Origin of the sequence: Nostoc sp. DedQUE08 (assembly GCF_034530895.1) — a bacterium.
Lineage (GTDB): Bacteria > Cyanobacteriota > Cyanobacteriia > Cyanobacteriales > Nostocaceae > Nostoc.
The window spans coordinates 1-20,996 of record NZ_JAVRCD010000034.1 but is presented as its reverse complement, the minus strand read 5'-3'; the positions used below and the strand labels follow the sequence as shown (position 1 = coordinate 20,996).

General features: G+C 41.4%; 23 protein-coding genes and 2 tRNA genes. 15 read left to right on the top strand and 10 right to left on the bottom strand.

Translation table 11 applies throughout. The annotated features are described in order from the left end of the window. Positions 1-150: 150 nt before the first annotated feature. From pdhA to fba, 4 genes are all read left to right on the top strand, one after another. The gene (gene pdhA / locus RMY64_RS21680) at positions 151-1,185 is read left to right on the top strand and encodes a pyruvate dehydrogenase (acetyl-transferring) E1 component subunit alpha (protein ID WP_322670249.1); all 1,035 of its coding nucleotides are present in this window, start codon (positions 151-153) and stop codon (positions 1,183-1,185) included. A gap of 102 nt (positions 1,186-1,287) precedes the next feature. Next, the gene (locus RMY64_RS21675; RefSeq protein WP_322670250.1) at positions 1,288-2,157 is read left to right on the top strand and encodes an aldose epimerase; all 870 of its coding nucleotides are present in this window, start codon (positions 1,288-1,290) and stop codon (positions 2,155-2,157) included. A 61-nt stretch (positions 2,158-2,218) separates the two neighbouring features. Next, positions 2,219-2,290 (top strand) — tRNA-Lys (locus tag RMY64_RS21670). A gap of 326 nt (positions 2,291-2,616) precedes the next feature. Beyond that, positions 2,617-3,696, top strand: coding sequence for a class II fructose-bisphosphate aldolase (gene fba, locus RMY64_RS21665; protein ID WP_229485451.1), 1,080 nt, complete (start codon positions 2,617-2,619; stop codon positions 3,694-3,696). A 182-nt stretch (positions 3,697-3,878) separates the two neighbouring features. Here fba and RMY64_RS21660 read toward each other — a convergent pair whose 3' ends face one another. Continuing rightward, the gene (locus RMY64_RS21660) at positions 3,879-4,691 is read right to left on the bottom strand and encodes a carbon-nitrogen hydrolase family protein (RefSeq protein WP_322670251.1); all 813 of its coding nucleotides are present in this window, start codon (positions 4,689-4,691) and stop codon (positions 3,879-3,881) included. 210 nt (positions 4,692-4,901) lie between these two features. On the opposite strand from RMY64_RS21660, the gene RMY64_RS21655 reads away from it, so the two are divergent. Next, positions 4,902-5,495, top strand: coding sequence for a MarC family protein (locus RMY64_RS21655; RefSeq protein ID WP_322670252.1), 594 nt, complete (start codon positions 4,902-4,904; stop codon positions 5,493-5,495). Positions 5,496-5,790: 295 nt separating this feature from the next. On the opposite strand, the gene trxA is transcribed toward RMY64_RS21655, so the two are convergent. From trxA to RMY64_RS21630, 5 genes are all read right to left on the bottom strand, one after another. Further along, positions 5,791-6,114 carry a thioredoxin gene (gene trxA, locus RMY64_RS21650; protein ID WP_094348071.1) on the bottom strand — a complete coding sequence of 108 codons (324 nt, stop codon included), beginning with the start codon at positions 6,112-6,114 and terminating at the stop codon, positions 5,791-5,793. Between the two features lie 355 nt (positions 6,115-6,469). After that, the gene (locus RMY64_RS21645; RefSeq protein WP_322670253.1) at positions 6,470-7,633 is read right to left on the bottom strand and encodes a GuaB3 family IMP dehydrogenase-related protein; all 1,164 of its coding nucleotides are present in this window, start codon (positions 7,631-7,633) and stop codon (positions 6,470-6,472) included. A gap of 148 nt (positions 7,634-7,781) precedes the next feature. Beyond that, complete coding sequence (locus RMY64_RS21640) at positions 7,782-8,312, bottom strand: YdcF family protein (RefSeq protein ID WP_322670254.1); 531 nt, start codon at positions 8,310-8,312, stop codon at positions 7,782-7,784. Positions 8,313-8,723: 411 nt separating this feature from the next. Next, positions 8,724-8,797 (bottom strand) — tRNA-Arg (locus RMY64_RS21635). Between the two features lie 43 nt (positions 8,798-8,840). Further along, positions 8,841-9,938 carry a tocopherol cyclase family protein gene (locus tag RMY64_RS21630; protein ID WP_322670255.1) on the bottom strand — a complete coding sequence of 366 codons (1,098 nt, stop codon included), beginning with the start codon at positions 9,936-9,938 and terminating at the stop codon, positions 8,841-8,843. Positions 9,939-9,967: 29 nt separating this feature from the next. On the opposite strand from RMY64_RS21630, the gene RMY64_RS21625 reads away from it, so the two are divergent. The 3 genes from RMY64_RS21625 (at position 9,968) to RMY64_RS21615 (ending at position 11,804) form a co-directional block, all read left to right on the top strand. Then, positions 9,968-10,579, top strand: a complete 612-nt coding sequence (locus RMY64_RS21625) for a DnaJ domain-containing protein (RefSeq protein ID WP_322670256.1) — start codon at positions 9,968-9,970, stop codon at positions 10,577-10,579. 39 nt (positions 10,580-10,618) lie between these two features. Next, complete coding sequence (locus tag RMY64_RS21620; protein ID WP_322670257.1) at positions 10,619-10,729, top strand: WD40 repeat domain-containing protein; 111 nt, start codon at positions 10,619-10,621, stop codon at positions 10,727-10,729. A gap of 316 nt (positions 10,730-11,045) precedes the next feature. Beyond that, positions 11,046-11,804: a hypothetical protein gene (locus tag RMY64_RS21615; protein WP_322670258.1), complete on the top strand. Its 759-nt coding sequence runs from the start codon at positions 11,046-11,048 to the stop codon at positions 11,802-11,804. 630 nt (positions 11,805-12,434) lie between these two features. On the opposite strand, the gene RMY64_RS21610 is transcribed toward RMY64_RS21615, so the two are convergent. Both RMY64_RS21610 and RMY64_RS21605 read right to left on the bottom strand, forming a co-directional pair. Next, positions 12,435-13,268 carry a metallophosphoesterase gene (locus RMY64_RS21610; RefSeq protein ID WP_322670259.1) on the bottom strand — a complete coding sequence of 278 codons (834 nt, stop codon included), beginning with the start codon at positions 13,266-13,268 and terminating at the stop codon, positions 12,435-12,437. Positions 13,269-13,500: 232 nt separating this feature from the next. Then, positions 13,501-14,328, bottom strand: a complete 828-nt coding sequence (locus RMY64_RS21605) for a metallophosphoesterase (RefSeq protein ID WP_322670260.1) — start codon at positions 14,326-14,328, stop codon at positions 13,501-13,503. Positions 14,329-14,632: 304 nt separating this feature from the next. Here RMY64_RS21605 and RMY64_RS21600 point away from each other — a divergent pair, with 304 nt between their 5' ends. Continuing rightward, positions 14,633-15,799 carry an AAA family ATPase gene (locus RMY64_RS21600; RefSeq protein ID WP_322670261.1) on the top strand — a complete coding sequence of 389 codons (1,167 nt, stop codon included), beginning with the start codon at positions 14,633-14,635 and terminating at the stop codon, positions 15,797-15,799. Positions 15,800-16,091: 292 nt separating this feature from the next. Here the strand turns inward: RMY64_RS21600 and RMY64_RS21595 are convergent, their stop codons facing one another. Further along, a complete protein-coding gene (locus RMY64_RS21595) occupies positions 16,092-16,364 on the bottom strand; it encodes a GlsB/YeaQ/YmgE family stress response membrane protein (RefSeq protein ID WP_322670262.1) in 273 nt (90 codons plus the stop codon). Positions 16,365-16,844: 480 nt separating this feature from the next. Further along, positions 16,845-17,114, bottom strand: a complete 270-nt coding sequence (locus RMY64_RS21590; RefSeq protein ID WP_322670263.1) for a hypothetical protein — start codon at positions 17,112-17,114, stop codon at positions 16,845-16,847. 268 nt (positions 17,115-17,382) lie between these two features. On the opposite strand from RMY64_RS21590, the gene RMY64_RS21585 reads away from it, so the two are divergent. The 6 genes from RMY64_RS21585 to RMY64_RS21560 all read left to right on the top strand — a co-directional run bounded on the left by RMY64_RS21585 (position 17,383) and on the right by RMY64_RS21560 (position 20,968). Continuing rightward, positions 17,383-18,015, top strand: coding sequence for a bifunctional 4-hydroxy-2-oxoglutarate aldolase/2-dehydro-3-deoxy-phosphogluconate aldolase (locus RMY64_RS21585; RefSeq protein ID WP_322701067.1), 633 nt, complete (start codon positions 17,383-17,385; stop codon positions 18,013-18,015). 112 nt (positions 18,016-18,127) lie between these two features. Next, positions 18,128-18,643, top strand: coding sequence for a L,D-transpeptidase (locus RMY64_RS21580; protein ID WP_322701066.1), 516 nt, complete (start codon positions 18,128-18,130; stop codon positions 18,641-18,643). A 489-nt stretch (positions 18,644-19,132) separates the two neighbouring features. Continuing rightward, complete coding sequence (locus RMY64_RS21575) at positions 19,133-19,657, top strand: L,D-transpeptidase (protein ID WP_322701065.1); 525 nt, start codon at positions 19,133-19,135, stop codon at positions 19,655-19,657. A 177-nt stretch (positions 19,658-19,834) separates the two neighbouring features. Next, a complete protein-coding gene (locus tag RMY64_RS21570; protein ID WP_322670267.1) occupies positions 19,835-20,398 on the top strand; it encodes a Uma2 family endonuclease in 564 nt (187 codons plus the stop codon). A gap of 131 nt (positions 20,399-20,529) precedes the next feature. Beyond that, positions 20,530-20,820, top strand: a complete 291-nt coding sequence (locus tag RMY64_RS21565; RefSeq protein ID WP_322701064.1) for a type II toxin-antitoxin system Phd/YefM family antitoxin — start codon at positions 20,530-20,532, stop codon at positions 20,818-20,820. Continuing rightward, entirely contained in the window at positions 20,804-20,968 is a 165-nt protein-coding gene (locus RMY64_RS21560) for a hypothetical protein (RefSeq protein WP_322701063.1), read from the top strand. Before RMY64_RS21565 ends, RMY64_RS21560 begins: the two co-directional genes overlap by 17 nt. Positions 20,969-20,996 lie beyond the last annotated feature (28 nt).

The following is a 20,996-nucleotide window of genomic DNA, read 5'->3' as shown; positions in this document are numbered from 1 at the left end:
TCAGCTATTCCCTAAGACCCTTTTTTGGTGCATAAATAAAGTTTGATTGTTGAGTCTTACAAACGCTAGCCTGTTAAAAGCTGAGGTGTTATTAGACCAACTTATTTAAGACTGTAACTTTAAGTTGTACAACAGGGATACTCAAAAATAATGGTTCAAGAGCGTACTTTACCCACTTTTAATCCTGCTACTACGCAAATTACAAAAGAAGAAGGGTTACGGTTGTATGAGGATATGGTGTTAGGGCGCTTGTTTGAAGACAAGTGCGCTGAAATGTACTACAGAGGCAAAATGTTTGGTTTTGTCCATTTGTACAACGGTCAAGAAGCCGTTTGCAGTGGTGTTGTGCAGTCAATGCGACCGGGTGAAGATTACGTTTGTAGTACCTACCGCGACCACGTTCACGCTCTGAGTGCGGGAGTACCAGCAAGAGAAGTAATGGCAGAATTATTTGGCAAAGCCACAGGTTGCAGCAAAGGGCGCGGTGGTTCGATGCACATGTTTTCTGCCGAACATCGCTTGTTGGGTGGCTATGCTTTTGTGGCTGAGGGAATTCCTGTAGCAGCTGGAGCGGCTTTTCAAAGCAAATACCGCCGCGAAGTGCTGGGAGATAAAAATGCTGACCAAGTGACAGCTTGCTTTTTTGGCGACGGTGCTGCTAATAACGGTCAGTTTTTTGAGACACTAAATATGGCAGCCCTATGGAAACTGCCAATTCTGTTTGTAGTCGAAAATAATAAGTGGGCCATTGGGATGTCTCACGAACGAGCGACTTCCCAGCCAGAGATTTATAAAAAAGCCAGCGTGTTTAACATGGTTGGCGTGGAAGTGGATGGCATGGATGTACTAGCAGTGCGGGCCGTGGCTCAAGAAGCTGTAGCCCGTGCCCGTGCAGGTGAAGGCCCAACATTAATTGAGGCGCTTACCTACCGCTTCCGGGGTCACTCCTTGGCAGACCCAGATGAAATGCGAAGCAAAGCGGAGAAAGAATTTTGGTTCGCCCGCGACCCAATTAAGAAGTTGGCAGCTTATTTGCTAGAGCAAAACCTGGCGGATGAGGGAGAAATCAAAGCAATTGACCGTAAAATTCAGGATGTAATCGACGAAGCCGTTAAGTTCGCCGAAAGCAGCCCTGAACCAGACCCCAGCGAGTTATATCGTTTCGTGTTTGCAGAAGACGAATAACAAATTTAGGAGTTAGGAGTTAAAAGTTAGGAGTTATGAATTTTTAACTCCTAACTCACAACTCCTAACTTCTAACTATCCATATACCCAGGACTAAAATTTGTGTTTAGCATTGCAGTTCAACAGCAACAGTACAAGACTTATATTCTTTCTGACGAAGGCGCTGGTTCTCAGTTGGAAGTCGTACCAGAACGCGGCGGTATCATCACCCGTTGGCGCATTCAAGGGCAAGAAGTTTTCTACCTAGATACTGAGCGCTTTACTCATCCTGAGTTGAGTGTCAGAGGTGGGAATCCAATTTTGTTTCCTATTTGTGGTAATTTACCAGATAATACTTACATTTACAACGGTCAAAAATATACTCTCAAGCAACACGGTTTCGCTCGTGAATTGCCGTGGAAAGTAACAGAACAAGAAACTGGAGATAAAGCTAGTCTCACTGTCGTTCTTGATAGCAATGAGCAAACTAAGGCAGTTTATCCTTTTGATTTTCAGCTGACTTTCACCTACGAACTTCAAGGTAATACCCTTGAAGTCCGCCAACAATATAAAAACTTGTCATCTAGATCAATGCCCTTTTCGGCTGGTTTCCATCCCTACTTTCTGTGTGGTGATAAAACTCAGTTAGAGGTGGAAATTCCTTCTAAGCAGTATCAAGATAATCAAACTAAAGAAATTCACTCTTTTGACGGCAATTTTGACTTTAGCCGTGATGAAATTGATTTTGCCTTTGGACAGCTAACAAGTCAATCGGCCACTGCAATAGACCGCAGCCGGAAGTTAAAACTCACTTTGGATTATGATAATTTCTCTACCTACCTAGTATTTTGGACAGTCAAAGGCAAAGAATTCTACTGTTTAGAACCTTGGAGTGCCACCCGTAACTCTCTCAATACTGGCGATAACCTGACTGTGTTAGCACCAGGAGCTAGCCATACAGCATCTATAAGGTTAAGGGCTAATTTTTTCTAAACCCCTTTACAAATCTATAGATGTGTATGCTATGATTGCAAAGTTGCGAAATGCAGCGAAAGGGTCGCTAACTCAACGGTAGAGTACTCGGCTTTTAACCGATTAGTTCCGGGTTCGAATCCCGGGCGACCCATATAAAAGTTTATTAAATGATGTAAAGAAGCGATCGCTCCTCTTTGTAATTGCACAAACAAGCATTTGGGATAATGGGCTACCATAGCTACTAATTATAGGGTAGCTAAATGTACAGCAGTACAGAGCAACTATAGGGCATAGTACAGCAGTAGAGAACAAGTATAGAACATATTTCTAATAACTATGGCGTAAACTTTTTCAACATAGATACACCACACTAGTTATAATTTCCTATAAGTAAGTTGAAAAAACTCTTAAGATTTAGCGTAATAATTGCGCTTCTCTCAGACCGACTAGCTGACAACCACATTAGGAGGACTATCTATGGCGCTTGTACCACTGCGGCTGCTGTTGGATCACGCAGCTGAAAACGGTTACGGCATCCCAGCTTTCAACGTTAACAATTTGGAGCAGATTCAGGCGATCCTGAAAGCTGCTGTCGAGACAGATAGCCCCGTAATTTTACAAGCTTCTCGCGGCGCTCGTAATTATGCAGGAGAAAACTTTCTACGCCACCTGATTTTGGCAGCGGTAGAAACCTATCCTCACATTCCCATTGTCATGCACCAAGATCATGGTAATGCGCCTGCTACCTGCTACTCAGCAATTAAGAACAACTTCACCAGCGTGATGATGGATGGTTCTTTAGAAGCTGATGCTAAAACTCCCGCTAGCTTTGAATACAACGTCAGTGTCACCCGCGAAGTTGTAAACGTAGCTCATGCTTTGGGTGTCAGTGTTGAAGGTGAACTCGGTTGTTTGGGTTCTCTAGAAACTGGTGCTGGTGAAGCTGAAGATGGTCACGGTTTTGAAGGTACACTCGACCACTCTCAACTACTAACCGATCCCGATGAAGCTGTTGACTTCGTAGAAGCAACCCAAGTAGATGCTTTGGCTGTTGCCATTGGCACAAGCCACGGTGCTTACAAGTTTACTCGCAAGCCGACTGGCGAAATTTTGGCTATCAGCCGTATTGAAGAAATTCACCGCCGTTTGCCTAACACCCACTTGGTAATGCACGGTTCTTCTTCTGTGCCTGAAGATTTGCTTGCACTGATTAACCAATATGGTGGTGCAATTCCTGAAACCTACGGTGTACCTGTAGAAGAAATCCAAAAAGGCATCAAGAGTGGTGTACGTAAAGTAAACATCGACACCGACAACCGTTTGGCTATTACTGCTGCTGTACGTGAAGCTTTGGCTAAAAAGCCAGAGGAGTTTGATCCCCGTCACTTCCTCAAGCCTTCCATTACATACATGCAAAAGGTTTGTGCTGAACGCTATCAGCAATTTGGCACAGCTGGCAATGCAAGCAAGATTAAGCAAATTTCTTTGGAAGATTTTGCTGCTAAGTATGCTAAAGGTGAACTTAACGTTGTTACCAAATCAGCTGCTAAAGTTTAATTTTGACAGCAAATAAATATGGGCATAGTTTTTCTATGCTGCTAAAAAACTGAGGATTTTAATGTTGTCAGAAACCGGGTGTTTACCCGGTTTTTTGTTTTATTCATAAGGATTGGGCATTGGGCATTGGTCGATAATCAATGGTTCTTCTTCCCCTGCTTCCCCTGCCTTTTCCCCAATCCTTAGAACACCCGATGTTGTAAGGAAGGCATTTGACGGCGGACTTGTTCTAGCCTAGTGGGCTTGATTTCTGCGATCGCAATTCCCGGTTTTTCTCCAGCATCGGCTAAAATTACACCCCAAGGGTCGATAATGACCGCGTGACCGTGGGTTAGACGACGGGCGTAGTTATTCCCCGTTTGGGCGGGAGCAATGACGTAGGCGGTATTTTCGATGGCTCTGGCTTGTAGTAGTACTTGCCAGTGGTCTTTACCTGTAAAGGCGGTAAAGGCGGCGGGAATAAAGATAATATCGGCTCCCTTATCTGCCAGATGACGATACAGTTCTGGGAATCGGACATCATAACAAATGGAAAGCCCTAAATTACCGAGTTTTTCTGAAAAATGGACGGGTGGTAGTTGCGTACCAGCCACAACCGTGCTGGATTCGCGATAGGTGTTGCCGTCGGGGACATCAACATCAAATAGGTGTACTTTGTAGTAGCGCGCAAGCTCTTGACCGCTAGGGTCGATGAGTAGAGTAGTGTTATAAACTTTGCCTGTATTGTCTACCGGAAGTGGAAAGCTGCCGCCCAAGATGGTAATTTGAAAGCGTTGAGCCATTTTTTTGAGAAATTTTTCACTTTCAAGAGCGATCGCATCACCTTGTGCGAGTTTATCTTTTTCTTCTCCCATATAGGAAAAGTTTTCTGGCAAACCCACCAATTCAGCACCTTGACGCACGGCAAGCTCTATTAATTCTTCTGCCTGTGCCAAATTTTTCTGTAAATCGGGCACACTGGTCAATTGAATAGCGGCGGCTAAATAAGACTTCATAGATTCAACAACGAATAGTTGATTTATGGAAAAGAGATTATCAAAATATATCGCTACTTCAAGATTTGTGGAACTTAATTAGAAATGCGTCAGCCAAGATTTTCTTTAACACACTGGTTTTATTGCCGATCTTAATCTTCCTCTGGGTTCTAGCAAACTGAGCAAGATAAAGATTAGATTGCGATCAAACCTTGATAAAAACTGTCTACTGTGGATATTTCTATTCTCATTCAAACATTTATCGCTGTGTTTGTCTTGGCGGATGCTGTGGGCAATATACCGATTGTTTTAGTTTTGACTAAAGGCATGATGCCAGACCAAAGAAACAAAGTTATAGATAAAGCAATTATCATTGCGATCGCTGTTCTTTTGCTATTTGCCTTTGCAGGGCAAATAATTTTAAATTACTTGGAAATCAGTATCGGCTCTTTGCGAATAGCAGGAGGAATATTATTGCTGTTAATTGCTTTGCAAATGCTGCGGGGAGAATTAGATAGTCCAATTATTGAAGAAGGACGCGATGTCGCAATTACTCCACTAGCTTTACCACTGTTAGCGGGGCCGGGGACTTTAACAACGGTGATGTTGCTGATGTCGAAATCACAGAGTCCGCATATTGCTGTGGCGGTGGGTATCTTAGGGGCAATGTTTAGCACTTGGTTGATTTTGCGTTTAGCAAATCTGATTGACCAGTGGATTGGTGCAGAAGGTGGAGTGATTGTGACTCAGCTTTTAGGTTTTCTATTAGCGGCGTTAGCGGTGGAAATTGGTAGTACGGGAATTAGGGAGTTGTTTTTGAGGTAGAAAACTCCTAAAATAACGTGAGTTCGATGAACCTCTCCCGGACAACCTCCCTCTACGGAGAAAGGGAGGAGCAACGAGAAATTAGGGTTTTAACTTCCCTCTCCGTGTCCAAGAGGGTTGGGGGAGAGGTCAAAAAAGGGCTTGTCGAACTCGCGTTAAAATATTCTGAAACTGTATACAAATGTAAACAAGTTTGAGAAACGAGAAATTCGCGGCTCTCAAACTTGTTTATGAAAATTAACTTAAAGTTAGAACAAAATGGATAACTCAAGAGGATTTTATTACCGATTGAGTTTCAAAGATGCTTTTCGAGAGTGGAAGCTAATGTAGTTTTAGGCACAGCGCCGACCACCATATCCACTTTTTGCCCACCCTTAAAAATCATTAATGTGGGAATACTGCGGATGCCGTATTGACTAGCAACTTGAGGATTTTCATCTGTGTTGACTTTTACGACCTTTATTTGACCTTTGTACTGTTCGGAGATTTCATCGACAACAGGAGCTACCATACGGCATGGTCCGCACCAGGGTGCCCAAAAGTCAACTAAAACTGGTACATCGCTGTCGAGTACTTCTTGCTTGAAACTAGAATCGGTAACTTGTGCGGCTGTTGACATGCCTAAAACCTTCGCCAATAATATCTGAACTTGGTGAAAATTCTACCATAGCAAAAACCTCAGCTTGGGAGTGCAAGGATGTACATTTGCAAAGAAGCTCTCTTATTTTATTTACAAACATAAGGAACCGCCCGAACAGTAGTCCGGGCGGAGTGTGGTGTGAGGAGTGAACGGAAACATGCGTCTCCGCTATCTCTATTGTAAGCGACATATCGGATTTTTCCAGCAATTGTTTAGGGGCTGGAAAAATTATTGAAGAATTTGGGAGTGGGGAGTAGAGAGCAGGGGAGGCAGGGGAGGCAGGGGAAGAAGAATTAATAACCCATGCCCTATGCCCTATGCCTATGCCCCAATTCTATTTCCCCATACCTAATTGTTGAGCTTTTTGGTAAACTTTACCCTCGGTTAATAAAGAAGGTGCAATCACAACTTCCACTTGTTGCATTTCTTTAATATTTTTGGCTCCTAAAGTTCCCATGCTGGTTTTTAAGGCTCCTAAAAGATTGTGAGTGCCATCATCTAGCCCTGCTGGGCCAATGAGTATTTGCTCTAGGCTACCAGTGGTGGCAACGCGAATGCGGGTGCCACGGGGCAAAACTGGGCTAGGAGTCGCCATACCCCAATGATAACCTCTTCCAGGGGCTTCTGCGGCTCTGGCAAAGGGGGAGCCAATCATCACACCATCAGCGCCACAGGCGATACATTTGCAAATGTCGCCACCGGTGATTAAACCGCCATCAGCAATAATGGGGATATAGTTGCCAGTTTCGTTATAGTAATCATCTCGTGCTGCGGCACAATCTGCGATCGCAGTTGCCTGTGGCACACCAACACCCAATACCCCACGAGAAGTACAAGCCGCACCAGGCCCAATTCCCACCAGTACCCCAGCCGCCCCAGCTTTCAACAAATTCAACGTGACTTCGTAAGTCACGCAATTCCCCAACACCACGGGGATGGGCATGGAACGACAAAATTCTGCTAAATCGAGTGGTACTAAAGACTCTGGTGATAGATGTGCAGTAGAAACTACCGTAGCTTGAACAAAAAATAAATCTGCCCCAGCTTTGGCCACTGCTTCACCGTATTTACTTGCACCGGCTGGAGTCGCACTCACCGCCGCAATGCCACCTTGTTGTTTAATTTCCTGAATACGTTGTTCAATTAATTCCGGTTTTATTGGTTCGGCATAGAGTTCTTGCATCAGGGCAACAAATTCATCTTTCCCCACAGAGGTAATCCGATCTAATATTGGCTCTGGGTCGGCATAGCGAGTTTGAATACCCTCTAAGTTGAGGACACCTAATGCTCCTAACTGTGACAAACGTACAGCCATACGAACATCTACTACGCCATCCATAGCACTAGCAATTATCGGGATTTCTCGCTCAATATTGCCAATACGCCACTTAGTATCTGCCAAACTGGGGTCTAGTGTTCTATTACCAGGGGCTAGAGCAATTTCATCTATTCCGTAAGCTCTGCGAGCTGTTTTTCCCCGCCCAAGTTGAATTTCCACGCTTTAACTTTACTCAAATCTGTTTAAGCTAGGGTATCAAATTGTGGGGAAATTTGGGGCGTTTTTTCCCTAACCATATAAGTGACTAGTGACGGTTGTCATTAGTCATTTGGATTTTGACTGATTAAAAATCCAAAATCAGTTTGATTTACCGTTTATTTTTAGCGGCACCCACACCAGTGTAACCAGTTGCTAACCAAATTATCGCTCTAGCTCCATCACGAACAGATTTTTCGATAGATTCAGGGGGTTTTTCGGAAGGAACTGGCACTGGTTTTAAATAAATACCCCGACTACCCAAAATAATTTCGCCAATGACACAAGCCCGACGCATGTGAAAGTCTGAAGTAATCAAATAAACGCTCTTAATGCCGCGAGCTTGCAAATCATCTACCAAAGTAGTAAAATTAGTAACTGTATCTACTGCTTCATAATCCAAGTGTAAACGTTGAGGATCGACACCAGCTTTGGTAAACACTCTTTGGGTGAATGTACGTGGACTGCCGCCTGTAATCCAAATCGGTATATTTGGATGCTCGCTAACGAATTTTGCTGTAAATTTTTCTCGCTCTAAATGTCTCGTTGAACCACCTAACACTACGACTGCTTGCGGCTGCACAAATTGGTTTTGTACTTCTTTGTATCCCCACCACATAAATATTGGTAGGACAAAAGCCATAAAACGAAAAGATTTATTTGTAAAGAGTAGCTTATTCAAGGCTCAATAACTTAATTTACTTGGTACACAATTTTCTCTGGCTATAAGAAAAAACAATTGATAGTAGAGTAGCAAACTTCCCAAGAATCTGCACAAATTCTGCCCAAATATAAATTTGGTTGGTTTTTGTGTAACAGCGCGATTAAGCGTGCTTGGAGTTTTTCCTCTAATTGATGGATTATCCTAACCGATATCGGACGATTCATCAAAGGGTTTTTAACCACTTTATATAGTAGTTTTCAATTGCACGGAATACAGGAGCCAGTAGCATGGGCGGATATCCCGACTTGTAAGAACTGGCGTACTACTTTTATGGGTACAGCAATGCTCTTACCATATTAATTGCTGTATATATGAATTGTCTAAAGATAACGGGACTGGTGCGACTTGAACGCACGACCTGACGCTTAGGAGGCGTCCGCTCTATCCAACTGAGCTACAACCCCAACTGCGAAGCATATATAATTATAGCATTAGATAGCAGTAGTTTTAGGTAGACTGCCAAAAATTATCCCAAGAGCCACCGCCTACTTCTAAACCACAAAGAAAACTTTTTGCTTTTAAAATTACTTTAGATTTTCTGCCATTTAGTTCTCGTAACTCTAAGTTTAGTTTTCCTTGCATAGTATCCCGGCAACAGTATCTTAAACCTTCTGCTGTCGGCGCACGTAGAGGTGTACCAGATAAATCTGTGGTTCCTGTTAACTCAATTTCATAATTAGTGTTGCTAGCTTTCATTTGCCATCTACCCCAAGGCTGAATTTCCCACTCAACTTGGGAATTCCAGGGAACAAATTCATAAAACTTGCCTTGATAGTGCAGTCCAATCATCGCTACAGATTCCATCCACCACAGCACACCCCGCCGTCCACCACCAGCAGTTAATGCTAAGTCGGGTTCGCCCTCGAAGCAATTACAGTTTATCCAAAACCATTTCTGAGGAAAAGCACCACCCCAATTTTTCTCGCCGTAGGCTGGGGCGTTAGTGAATTCGTAGATTTTGCCATTCCAGTCAATCTTTCCACTGGCTAAACCGTGAGCCATCAAAATTTGCCATCCAGGTTCAAAAATCTGCAAGAATGACAGCCAGCCAGCAGTTGATTGCTGAATGCCATTTTGATTGCCCCAACCGTATACTGGTTGAATTTCATACTGCCAACGGCAATAATTATTGGTGGCGCGATCGCGAATTATTCCCTGATTCAAGGTAGCTGTAGCTTGATATCCCTCTTGGACGTGATACTCAAACTCTGCTGGGAGTAAGTATAGGGGGGAAACTTGCAAATTATTTTTACCCCAATGACCTAAACCTAAAACATCTCGACTACCCCAAAATTTGTTGACATCAGGAAAAGTACGGCAGAGATACTCATCATCCGGGCCGAGGATTTGGGCTGCACCGCCACTGTGAGGTTTACCGCCGATGGGATCTTCAATGGAGTACATAAAGGCGAATGTTTGCCCAATTTCCGGTAACGTGACGCGGTAATACCAACCTTCAAAGAAGCGACGGCTACTGCCATCCCAGTGATAACCAGAATGGGGCGTTTGGGTTGATTGGAGAGGATTTTTGGGAATAGTTAACATAGATTTATCTAACTGCCGATTTTTTCAGTATGCGCGATCGCTTTGATATCAATGATGCTTATGAAATTCTTGGGCTAAAACCCGGTGCATCTCAAGCACAGGTGAAGCGAACTTACCGTAAACTGGTGAAAATTTGGCATCCCGATCGCTTTGTCGAGCAAAGACAAAAACAGGAAGCTGAAGAAAAAATCAAATCAATCAACGCAGCTTACAACAGGCTCAAATCCGAAATTCCATCTGAGCCTCCTATTGCTGAAAATCCATCTTCATCTTCGCCTAAAAATCCCCCAAAAATATCTGTCAATCGTTGGGATGCAGAAACTTTCTACACTTTAGGAGTAGAAAATGCTACTCAAGGAAGATATGAAGATGCGATCGCAGATTTTACCCACGCAATTCGGCTCAATCCTCACTATATTGACGCGTATAAATATCGTGGGCTAGTTTGCTCACAATTGGGATACGAATATAGAGCTGCTTCAGATTTAAATAAAGCTGCACAAATAGAAGAAGAGTTAAGAAATCCGGGAAGTACACGTAGATCGCGATCGCCTAGATATGTATCAAAACCTAGACCTCTAGTAGAAAGATTTTGTCAGAGGATAAAAAGTTTCCTGCGGCTAAATCGGCGTTGGAGATAAAAAGCTAATACAAATACGGAAGAGCCAAATCTTTACACTTTGGATAACCATTCAGATTGGGTTAACTCTGTGGCTTTCAGTCCTGATGGCAAAACTTTAGTTAGTGGTAGTCGAGATATGACAACCAAGCTTTGGCGCTGCGATATTTAACGACAAATTAAAAATTTAGATGATTTTAGTAAATTGCTAGATTTTTTATCAAACCATCATCTGACAGTTTAATAACATCTATCTTTGGGATACTCTTTCTCTTGATTAAGTATTAACTCTCTAAAGATTAAGTATTAACTCCCTGGAGATAGAGCCAGTTGTTTAATCGCAGAGGTTATTCTGAGATTACCAACAGTTGAGTAGCAAATAAGACTCAATCTTTATCAGCAACATATATTTTCAGTTCATTAAAATCCCTTGTTTTCACAAAGCTTTAGTTTGTCAATATCGTATCTGAGGAGTTAAATCAACGGTTATGTCTATTCCTAATGAACGCGAAAGCAAAAACAGTGAAGTTAGACAAGAATCTTACACTGATATTAATGGCAATACTCAGACCCATTTCACACAAACCACTGAAACAGTTAAGAACAATACAACTAATCCCAACTCTTACACTAACGGTTACGTACATGGTCGAAATGTTGAGCGTAGCTACCAGCAAGCAGATTTAGCCCAGCGTGATGAAAACAATGCTAGTGGTGGTTTATTGTTGGGTATTATCATTACTTCCCTGCTTGGTTTGGTTATAGGTGGGGTCTGGTACTTCAACCAGCAGAATAACGCAGCGGTTAACAATATTGTGCCGGTTGCGGTTCCTGTACCGAGTAAGAGTAATCCAACTCCCAGTGCATCTCCTCAACCACAAACGAAAATAATCGAAACAACTAAGGAAGTCCCTGTACCTGTTGCTGTTCCTATTCCTGTTCCCCAACAGCAAGTTACACCTCCGTCTGCACCTCGCCAACCGGATATTAACATTACTATTCCACCCCAGCAGCCTGCGGCAGAAAAAGCACCTTCTGTAACTCAGCCGGCCCCTAAAGCGACACAAAGTCCGGTGACGAGTCCAACTACTAATAGTCCGGCTTCGCAGAACGATAGTTCTACTAATACTGTTGCTCCTGGTACAAAAAGTGACACCTCTAAAAGTACTACACCTCAAGGAGTAGTAGACCAGTCAAACAGTACATCTAATAGCGATTCTTCTACCGCAGGCGGTTCTGGTCAATAACGCTTTCTAACTGAACTTTCAGCCCAGTTGGTAATGTTGGCGTGAATGCCAATATTACCAACTGGGACAAATTTTAAGCAATATTTCTGAATTGTTGCGATAAATTAATGGGATTCAAGTTTAGTAAAGGTGTCTTGTAGCTAAACAAACACAATGCTAGATTAAGACCAAGGTACAAACAGGTTAAAAGTTAAACAAAAACTTTCAAGTTAGAGCCTGTGCCTCCTGCTCTAATCTTATTGCGATCGCTCTGAAGTTGTGACATCCATTGAATGTGTTTTTGCCTTAAGTTCAATGAGTTCGTTTTGGAGGTTTTAAGACGCACAGCCAGAAAATGCCTGCCTAGTTGGAATATTAAGGATGTGCAATTCTGAGTAAAGCGATCGCAAATACTGTCCACCTTATTTTAAGTTAGCCATTTCTGAATTCTCCAATCTTCAAGGAACCGCCCCAAGCTATTGAGATTTATCCATCGTAGCTTCAGGCGGTTTCTGCTTTGAGTTTTATGCATTTTTGTCATTTGTCCTTTGTCCTTTGTCATTTATTTAGACTAATAACCAATACTTCGACTACGCTCAGTACAAGTGACCAATGACCAATGACCAATGACTAATGACCAATGACCAATGACTAATGACCAATTAAAGTAATTACAGTCACTTCAGGCGGACAAAATAAACGTCCTGGTTTATAAGTTCCTAAACCACGATTGACATATAGTTGATTTTCTTCCACCTTGTGAAACCCTTGCGCCCACTCCCAATATCGGACTACTTTCGAGCAGTCTCCTAATAAAAATGTTACCCAACGCCGCAATTTTTTGGGAATTTGTTTAAGTAGCTTTTTGTAATAGAGTACTAGAGGGCCAATGCCCGGAATGACGATGTGACCACCGTGGGTATGACCAGATAGTTGCAAATCTACGCGCCATTGTTGCAATATCTTGGCTGTATCTGGATTATGAGATAAAACGATGCGCGGTGTAAGCAAGTCTAGTTGATTCATCACTGGTGCGGGGTAAAATTCCTGTGACCAATAATCAGCTAGTCCTACCAATGGTAATTCTTTTCCCAATGGATAGGCGATTTCATTCCAAAGTACATGCACCCCAATGCTGGTTAACGCTTGTGTAACTTCTGCTTTGGAGTGGCTGTAATAGATATCGTGGTTCCCAAGTACAGCGTAGATACCACAGCGACTTTGCAGATGTTTGAGTCGAAGCACCAATTGATTGATTGGTGTGGGATCGTCAGTTACGTAGTCACCAGTTAATAGAATTAAATCTGGTTCAGCTTCGTTAGTAAGTGCGATCGCTTTTTCTAACATCTCTTCCGATAGTCGCAAACCATCGTAATGAAAATCTGACAACTGTACTAATGTTGTACCTTGTAAAGATGCAGGAAGTTCTGCAATCTTAACCGTTATTTTATCTACTCTTAAATGTCCTGTAAACAACCAATGCATAAGTTAACCGATACTCCTCATACCAGCGCTTACAGCTTACCAAAAATAAGAATGTAACTTGATAAAATGCAAGAATTTATGTCATCTACTTCAGATACAATTAATTCATTGATTTAAATTTTGGATTTAAATTTTGGCGATAAAAGTAGCAGGTTATGCCTGAGTTTGCAGGCACTCATTAGCCAGACTACCTGCTAAAATTGCGTTCTTTTTTGTTAAATTTGGTAATTACCTACTCACCTTGTAGGGTGATTATAGTAACTTCTGGGCGGCAAAATAAGCGTCCTGGGAGGTAAGTTCCCAAACCACGATTGACATATAGCTGATTTTTTCCTAGCCGATGCAAACCCTGCGCCCATTCCCAATGTCTGACTACAGAAACATTTTCTTCCAAAAATGGGACTCGACGCCGCACTTTTCTGGGTATTTTTTCTACAAGCTTTTCGTAAAACAACGCCGCAGGGCCAATTCCGGGAATCACGATTTGACCACCGTGAGTATGACCAGATAATTGTAAATCAACTCGCCATGTTTGTAATATCTCCGCAGTATCTGGGTTGTGTGATAAAACAATGCAGGGTGTGTCGGGGTTTAGCTGGTTCATAACTGGTGCGGGGTGGAATTCCCGCGACCAATAATCAGCCAGTCCAACGAGTGGTAATTCTTTTCCTAATGGATAGGCAATTTCGTTCCAAAGAACGTGAATTCCAATGCTAGTAAGGGCTTCTGTAACTTCTGCTTTTGCGTGTTTATATATATCGTGATTGCCAAGGATAGCATAGATACCGCTGCAACTTTGCAGATTTTTGAGTCGAAGTACCAGTTGATGAATTGGCGTCGGTTCGTCAGTTACGTAGTCACCAGTTAATAAAATTAAATCTGGTTCAGCTTCGTTAGTAAGTGCGATCGCTTTTTCTAACATCTCTTCCGACAGTCGCAAACCATCGTAGTGAAAATCTGACAACTGCACTAGCTTCTTACCTTGTAACAATGCAGGCAAACCTGCAATGTTAACCGTCAATTTCTCTATACTCAACGGCCCAGATAACAACCAATGCATAAGACGTTTAATAAACTTCAATCATAGCGCTTACAGCTTAACGAAACATTGTCAGTTCGTGTACAGCGACCAGTGCAAGTTGTTGAAAATTTTATGAAACCTGTGGATTTTAGCTTATTTATACTTATTTAAATCAGACATAAGTTTGGTGTTAATTTATGTCAGAGTATAGTGCATTTCTGTGAAAATCAGGGGGATAGTAATTCATGTTACGTATATAAATCAACTATACGGACAAAGTTTATTTATTTGGGTATACTATGTTACGTACTACTGCCTTGAAGCAAAACACCTAAAGTTGTTTATGTCATCATCATTAGAGCCACAATTCATCCAGGATTTTACCCACTTTGAGCAACACGTAGCAAAACTAATCCATAAAGCAGATTGGACAGTTGAAACTGCAAAGACCAATCAACCTGGCTACGATCTAGTAGTTAAAAAAGGAAACCTAGTTGGTGTTGTTCAGGTTAAATGGCTAAAAAGTAACGTAACAGCGCCACAGCTTTTAAAGTTTGCTGACTTTTTAGATTCTGACGAAGGCAAAAAATTTAATTTTGGTTGGTTTATAACTACAAAAGGATTTGGCGGCCCAGCATTGGCATTAATGAGAACCTGGGGTAAAGATACTAAAATTCGCTGTGGGATTGCCCATGAAAATAAGCTGGTTGGAATTGATGGTGATTACGTCATTGGTGGCAGAGGTAATCCTGACAATTCCGAAGAAACTACGTCAAAAAAAGTTTATTTTGGAGTTTTTACTTGTAAAGGCGGAGTAGGAAAAACAACTGTAGCAGGTCATTTAGCAGGAGCATTAGCCCTGCAAGGATTTAATGTAGCACTTGTGGATTTAGACCCAGAACAAAATCTGCAAAAATTAGTAGGTGATGGGGTTTTTGTTCCCAATCCTAAAGGGGTAGGTACAACTATTCAAGTTTTTGATGGAAATGATTGGCATGAAGATGCTGCCCGTGACTGTCAGATAGTAATTTGCGATTGCTCACCAGCATTAGAGCGTAATCCCCCAGAGCTAGTTAAGCGATTAGATTATTGTATTATCCCAACAACCTTCAATCCACTGGGAATAAGTAAGCACGGTAAAGTTATTCAAGATACTGTTAAAGAAATACGCGAAATCAATAATTTAGCTCATTTGTTTGTATTAGTTAACAACTTTAAAGATCCTGGTATTAAACGCTTAAGGCTTCTTAAACAAGTCTATTCTAATACTTATAAAGAAATTAGTAAAATAGATAAAAAATTTCATTGTATAGATCCAGAAGAAGTTTGCATTCGGACTAGCGACCTACTTTACTACTGGGGTATACATATACTCGAAAATCCAGAAAATCCTGCCAGTAGATTAGCTTTTGATCTAGTTGGCGGAAGATGCTACCCGCGTGAAGATTTTATCAACTTAGCAGATTACATTGAAAGAGAAGCTGGTATAGGAATTTTTAGAGCTAGTTAAGACTGTTAAGATAATTTTACACTTAGCGATCGCTAATCTTCCTATAAAATTTTTACCAATATCTGTCCCAAAATCGAGCCTAATACAGAAATTCCTCTCTAATCTGACGGTATAGAGAGGTTGAAGGGGCTTGCTTGGGGTTTAAGTCTGTATTGGACTCTACTGATAACCTTTATAATTACAAAACAGCGCCAGACTTATTACAGACTGGCGCTATTTTTTTAATTTAATTCACAGTTAAAAATAGTTAAATGAATTTGCTAAATCTTTGTCATTGATTTACCGCAATTTTTTATACAGCACTGCGGTTGGTTAATAGATTCCACAGGAAAACTGCGACAATTGCACCAAGAACTGCTACCGCAATACCTGGAATGCTGAGACTAGGAGCTGCTAAAGATAAAGTTCCCGTACTGAAAAATACACCTAAACTACCGCCAACAAAAGCACCGATGATTCCTAACAATATGGTTCCTATAATTCCGCCACCTTGATGACCGGGGTAGATAGCTTTTGCGATCGCACCAGCAATTAGACCTAAAACAATCCAAGCAAGAATATTCATTGTTGTTAAATTGGTAAACGTTTTTGACTTACAAGTACATATTAACGATCTTCATTTTTAACTTAATCTACCATCAGAATTAATTATGAATATCCATTAGGAATAGTTTAATTGCTACTAGATTTTTTAATATATTGTATTGCGGCTACCATCCTACTTAGGATAAGTCGGCTATGGATAGGTATGACTAGCCGTTCTCTTAGGATTTGCCAATGTCCTAAGCTGTCCGATCGCTGCTAAATAACCCATTTGAGGTAGATAGTCAATTAAAAAAAAGCTCCTAGTAGGTCTTTAACTAGGGGCTTATATAAACTATTGCTTGGTAATTGCAGTATATGCATTTTTAATTAACTCTCTCCTCTACTAGAAGAATTAAGCTGAGTTTTTAGAGACTGCTTCTAAAGTAATGTAAAGCAAGCGAAATCAGGCAATTGAAACGATCGCCTATCCCTTTGCAAGTTCATGTCTAGTTTTTAACTTTTAATTGCTTATCTCGCGATCGCTACCAATGACTTGATGGTTGATAAAAGGCAACAATCTGCGGTAAGACCAATGCATACTTATAAAAATCAGACTTACTAAGATTAGCAGCATAACGCCCAGAATCGTTGTATATGCCTTAGTGCGCCACCAAAAGCCATTCGCACCTAGTCGCACAACCTTCCATAAGTTAGCTGCTATATCAGCACTTTCAGAATCGTGAATGGTGATTGGTAAGGATGCTACTGTGTTTGGTCGTGCAATTGTCATTTTAATTACTCCTTTAAACCCAAATGCTGAAGTATTAATTTTAAACTACGGTAATACTATAGATTTTATGTTATTTATATTTAATATCTCATAGCTTGATGCAATAAGCAAGTTTTAAGGGCATTGGGAATAGGGCAAAACAGTTGTGCTAACATTACTCAGCACTCTTGAGGGGTATTGGGCATTAGTATTAAAAATTAGTATTTACTAGATTGAAAACTATTCTTTAGTCTCAATCCCTACTCCCAGTCCCCAATCTATAGTCAAAATGCCTAATCAAATTTGGTTATCACAGTTGGAAAAACACCGAGCGATCGCAGTTATCCGCGCCCCTCAAATGGAACTGGGACAACAAATGGCAATGGCTGTAGCATCTGGGGGAGTGCAGCTAATTGAGATTACCTGGAATAGCGATCGCGCTGGGGAATTAATCAGTCAACTACGTTCGGAATTACCAGCTTGTATTATTGGCACTGGTACGCTATTTAATGTGCAGCAGTTACAAAATGCGATCGCATCTGGGGCGCAATTCCTCTTCACACCCCACGTTGATTCGGCAATGATTCAAGCAGCACAAGAAAAAAATGTCCCTATCATACCAGGAGCGCTGACTCCTACAGAAATTGTTACCGCTTGGAGTCAAGGTGCTAGTTGTGTAAAAGTGTTTCCCGTGCAGGCAGTGGGAGGGGCTGATTATATCAAAAGTTTGCAAGGGCCGCTGGGTGAGATTCCCTTAATTCCTACTGGCGGTGTGACTCTAGAAAATGCCAAAGAATTTTTGCAAGCTGGAGCGATCGCTGTCGGTTTGAGCGGGGAATTATTTCCTAAAAAGCTTGTCATAGAGAGAAATTGGTCAGCGATCGCAACTCAGGCAAAAAACCTAATGCAACAGTTAGGTTAACTTAGAATCAAATCATCAAAATTCGCGTCTATTAAAGTAATAGATAGGGAAATAAAGGTGAAACCCGATCAGTTTCTCAAGACCCTATGATTTGAGTGTGAGTGTATCTAAAATGAAAAGACAAATTTCTCCTGACTGGGTGCGTCGCTTACAAATAATCCTCACTGGTACAGTACTGTCCCTAAGTGTTTTTACTACTACTGGAACCACTGAAGTTTGGGCGAATTCCAAAACTCAAGTGATTGCACAAAGAATCCAGACATTACAACAATCAAATCAGCGCTGGATTCAAATCGATCTTTCCAAGCAAAGATTAATAGCTTGGCAAGGTGACAAAGTTGTTTATGGAAGTGCTATTTCCTCTGGGAAAAAAGCCACTCCTACTCTTGTCGGTACTTTTAAGGTTCAATCCAAGTTTAAAACTACGCGGATGCAGGGAGAAAACTACAACGTTCCCAACGTTCCTTATGCGATGTTTTACCAAGGTAATTACGCTATTCACGGAGCTTATTGGCATAAAAGATTTGGCACTCCAGTGAGCCACGGCTGTGTGAATGTTGCACCTAAACATGCTAAATGGCTATTCGAGTGGGCATCGGTAGGGACACCAATAGTCATTCATAAATGATAGTTTAAGCAGCCAAAAAGCAATTTTGGTAAAATTATAAATAACAACAAATCAAGACAATTAAGTGATTCCCAGCAATATTTTATGCTGGGAATCTTCGGAGTCGCAATTACTGAAATTGGAATAAAATATAGAAAAGGGCATTAAAGACTTGCCTAAAAAATAAGCGGAAATCCTGACAATTTTTGTGTGAAATTACAAATGCAAATATGAATTTGGGGAAAATTTGTATTTAGGCATTTAAATGACAGATTTTTTGTAAAGGTTGTCCTTTGTAATTAACGATCGGTCATTAGTTAGAACTCATCATTTAATTAAGGACAAATATACCAATTGAATGCGGATTAGCTTAGGACTTGTCTTGAGAAGCCTTAGCGGATGAATTGCGTAAATCCTCCACAGAAAACAAGTAGTCACTCTGGAAATTTGTAGTTTTCCAGAAAATTACTTCTTTTCATAATTTTTGCGTAGTTTAAAAGGTGAGGCATAATGCAAACTTGGATTCGCAGTGGTAGCATTCGTTCTTCAGGAACTTTTTGTACAGGCGTAGCGCTGATGGTGGTGACTTTATTCTCTTGGTCATCACCGCTAACAGGTATACCCAACTCGACTACAGCAACAGCCACCTCAGTCGATCAAAACAGCACTAATAATATTAGCCAACCTCGCTGGATTGAAATTGATTTGTCAGAGCAACGTTTACGTGCATGGGAAGGTGAGAAACTTGTTTATTCATATCGCATTTCTGGAGGTAAGCGATCGACTCCTACACCCATAGGGAGATTTCGGATTAATTCTAAGTATCGCACTCATCGGATGCGAGGCAGAGGCTACAATATTCCTGACGTTCCTTACACAATGTATTTCTACAGAGGCTACGCCATCCACGGCGCTTACTGGCATAATCGTTTTGGCACTCCAGTCAGCCACGGTTGTGTAAATTTACCTGTTAAACAAGCTCGCAATCTTTACAACTGGGCTAAGAATGGAACTTTAGTAGTGGTGCGGAAATAATTCGTAATACTTGCCTCTGGCGAGAAGCAAGCTACGTAATGACGCTCAAGGTTTCGCTAACGCTGCGCTAACGTAATTAAGAGTTGCAATTCTGCCTTTGACAGGTGCGTTTACTGAATGTAACGCACCCTACATCACTGCTAGACTAAAAACACATCTTCGAGGGATTTAGGAGCTATGAGCTACCCAACGACTCAACTACTTACCTTGGATGAGTTTCTGAAGCTCCCAGAAACAAAGCCTGCAAATGAATATATTAACGGTGAGATTATTCCTAAGCCAATGCCGAAAGGGAAGCATAGTCGATTGCAGTTAAGACTCTGTAATACTATTAACGAAGTAACAGAAAGCCAAAAAATTGCTTATGCATTTCCAGAGTTGCGTTGTAGCTTTGGTATCCGCTCAATTGTGCCTGATGTAGCAGTTTTTAACTGGTTACGAATTCCATTTGATGTTGATGGGGAAGTTCCCAACGATTTTTTGTTGTGGCCAGATTGGACAATTGAAATCCTCTCTCCAGAACAGAGTTCAAACCGAGTAATTGGCAACATCCTTTACTGCTTACAACATGGTTGCCGATTAGGATGGTTGATTGATCCAACAGATCGCTCAATTTTGGTTTTCCGTTCGGACCAACAACCAGTATTACTCCAGGGAGAAGATTTTTTGCCTGTATTACCAGAAATTCAACTTGCACTAACCGTCAATCAAGTTTTTGGATGGTTAAAGATGGGTGGTTAGAAATAACTCGCCTGGAATGATAAGGTGCGGCGCCAAATACCCCATCATAGACATAGCTCTCTGGCGAATAGCAAATATAGATATAAATCATGTCTATTATAGACATGATTATGAATAAAAGAGGTAGGAGAATGAACTGGAGAATTGCAGAAGCGAAACAGGGGTTCTCCAAATTAATTCATTCTGTAACTAAAGAACCGCAACTCATCTACAACCGAAATGAACTGGTGGCTGTTGTTGTTGAAGCTGAAATGTTTGAGGATTTCTTGACGTGGCGCAAGCTACGGGAAAAGTTTTCTTTAGCTGATGCCTTCAAAGAAGTACGTCAGATAGCTGCTAAGGAAGATTATATCCTCGAAATACCCTCCCGCCAAGACCGTCTTAATTCTTTCGCTGATGCCATAGATGACTTTTCTTTGTGACACTAATATTATCAGCGAATTAGTAAAACTTAAACCTAACTCTGGTGTAGTGAAATGGGCAGAAGGAGATTTCTCAATAGTTCTGAGTGCCATCAATGTTGAAGAAATATTTTATGGACTGATATCAAGTTCGGATGATTACTTATAATTAAGCCGATCTGGTTTTTGGCCACCAG

What these genes read in the sequence shown, in the direction of transcription:
- RMY64_RS21640 (WP_322670254.1), bottom strand. Translation starts at nt 8,312, where the DNA reads ATGGCTTTTGTCCTACCAATATTTATGTGGTGGGGATACAAAGAAGTA.
- RMY64_RS21575 (WP_322701065.1), top strand. Translation starts at nt 19,133, where the DNA reads ATGCAAACTTGGATTCGCAGTGGTAGCATTCGTTCTTCAGGAACTTTT.
- fba (WP_229485451.1), top strand. Translation starts at nt 2,617, where the DNA reads ATGGCGCTTGTACCACTGCGGCTGCTGTTGGATCACGCAGCTGAAAAC.
- pdhA (WP_322670249.1), top strand. Translation starts at nt 151, where the DNA reads ATGGTTCAAGAGCGTACTTTACCCACTTTTAATCCTGCTACTACGCAA.
- RMY64_RS21560 (WP_322701063.1), top strand. Translation starts at nt 20,804, where the DNA reads ATGACTTTTCTTTGTGACACTAATATTATCAGCGAATTAGTAAAACTT.
- RMY64_RS21600 (WP_322670261.1), top strand. Translation starts at nt 14,633, where the DNA reads ATGTCATCATCATTAGAGCCACAATTCATCCAGGATTTTACCCACTTT.
- RMY64_RS21565 (WP_322701064.1), top strand. Translation starts at nt 20,530, where the DNA reads ATGAACTGGAGAATTGCAGAAGCGAAACAGGGGTTCTCCAAATTAATT.
- trxA (WP_094348071.1), bottom strand. Translation starts at nt 6,114, where the DNA reads ATGTCAACAGCCGCACAAGTTACCGATTCTAGTTTCAAGCAAGAAGTA.
- RMY64_RS21625 (WP_322670256.1), top strand. Translation starts at nt 9,968, where the DNA reads ATGCGCGATCGCTTTGATATCAATGATGCTTATGAAATTCTTGGGCTA.
- RMY64_RS21580 (WP_322701066.1), top strand. Translation starts at nt 18,128, where the DNA reads ATGAAAAGACAAATTTCTCCTGACTGGGTGCGTCGCTTACAAATAATC.
- RMY64_RS21585 (WP_322701067.1), top strand. Translation starts at nt 17,383, where the DNA reads ATGCCTAATCAAATTTGGTTATCACAGTTGGAAAAACACCGAGCGATC.
- RMY64_RS21630 (WP_322670255.1), bottom strand. Translation starts at nt 9,938, where the DNA reads ATGTTAACTATTCCCAAAAATCCTCTCCAATCAACCCAAACGCCCCAT.
- RMY64_RS21570 (WP_322670267.1), top strand. Translation starts at nt 19,835, where the DNA reads ATGAGCTACCCAACGACTCAACTACTTACCTTGGATGAGTTTCTGAAG.
- RMY64_RS21660 (WP_322670251.1), bottom strand. Translation starts at nt 4,691, where the DNA reads ATGAAGTCTTATTTAGCCGCCGCTATTCAATTGACCAGTGTGCCCGAT.
- RMY64_RS21605 (WP_322670260.1), bottom strand. Translation starts at nt 14,328, where the DNA reads ATGCATTGGTTGTTATCTGGGCCGTTGAGTATAGAGAAATTGACGGTT.
- RMY64_RS21590 (WP_322670263.1), bottom strand. Translation starts at nt 17,114, where the DNA reads ATGACAATTGCACGACCAAACACAGTAGCATCCTTACCAATCACCATT.
- RMY64_RS21595 (WP_322670262.1), bottom strand. Translation starts at nt 16,364, where the DNA reads ATGAATATTCTTGCTTGGATTGTTTTAGGTCTAATTGCTGGTGCGATC.
- RMY64_RS21610 (WP_322670259.1), bottom strand. Translation starts at nt 13,268, where the DNA reads ATGCATTGGTTGTTTACAGGACATTTAAGAGTAGATAAAATAACGGTT.
- RMY64_RS21615 (WP_322670258.1), top strand. Translation starts at nt 11,046, where the DNA reads ATGTCTATTCCTAATGAACGCGAAAGCAAAAACAGTGAAGTTAGACAA.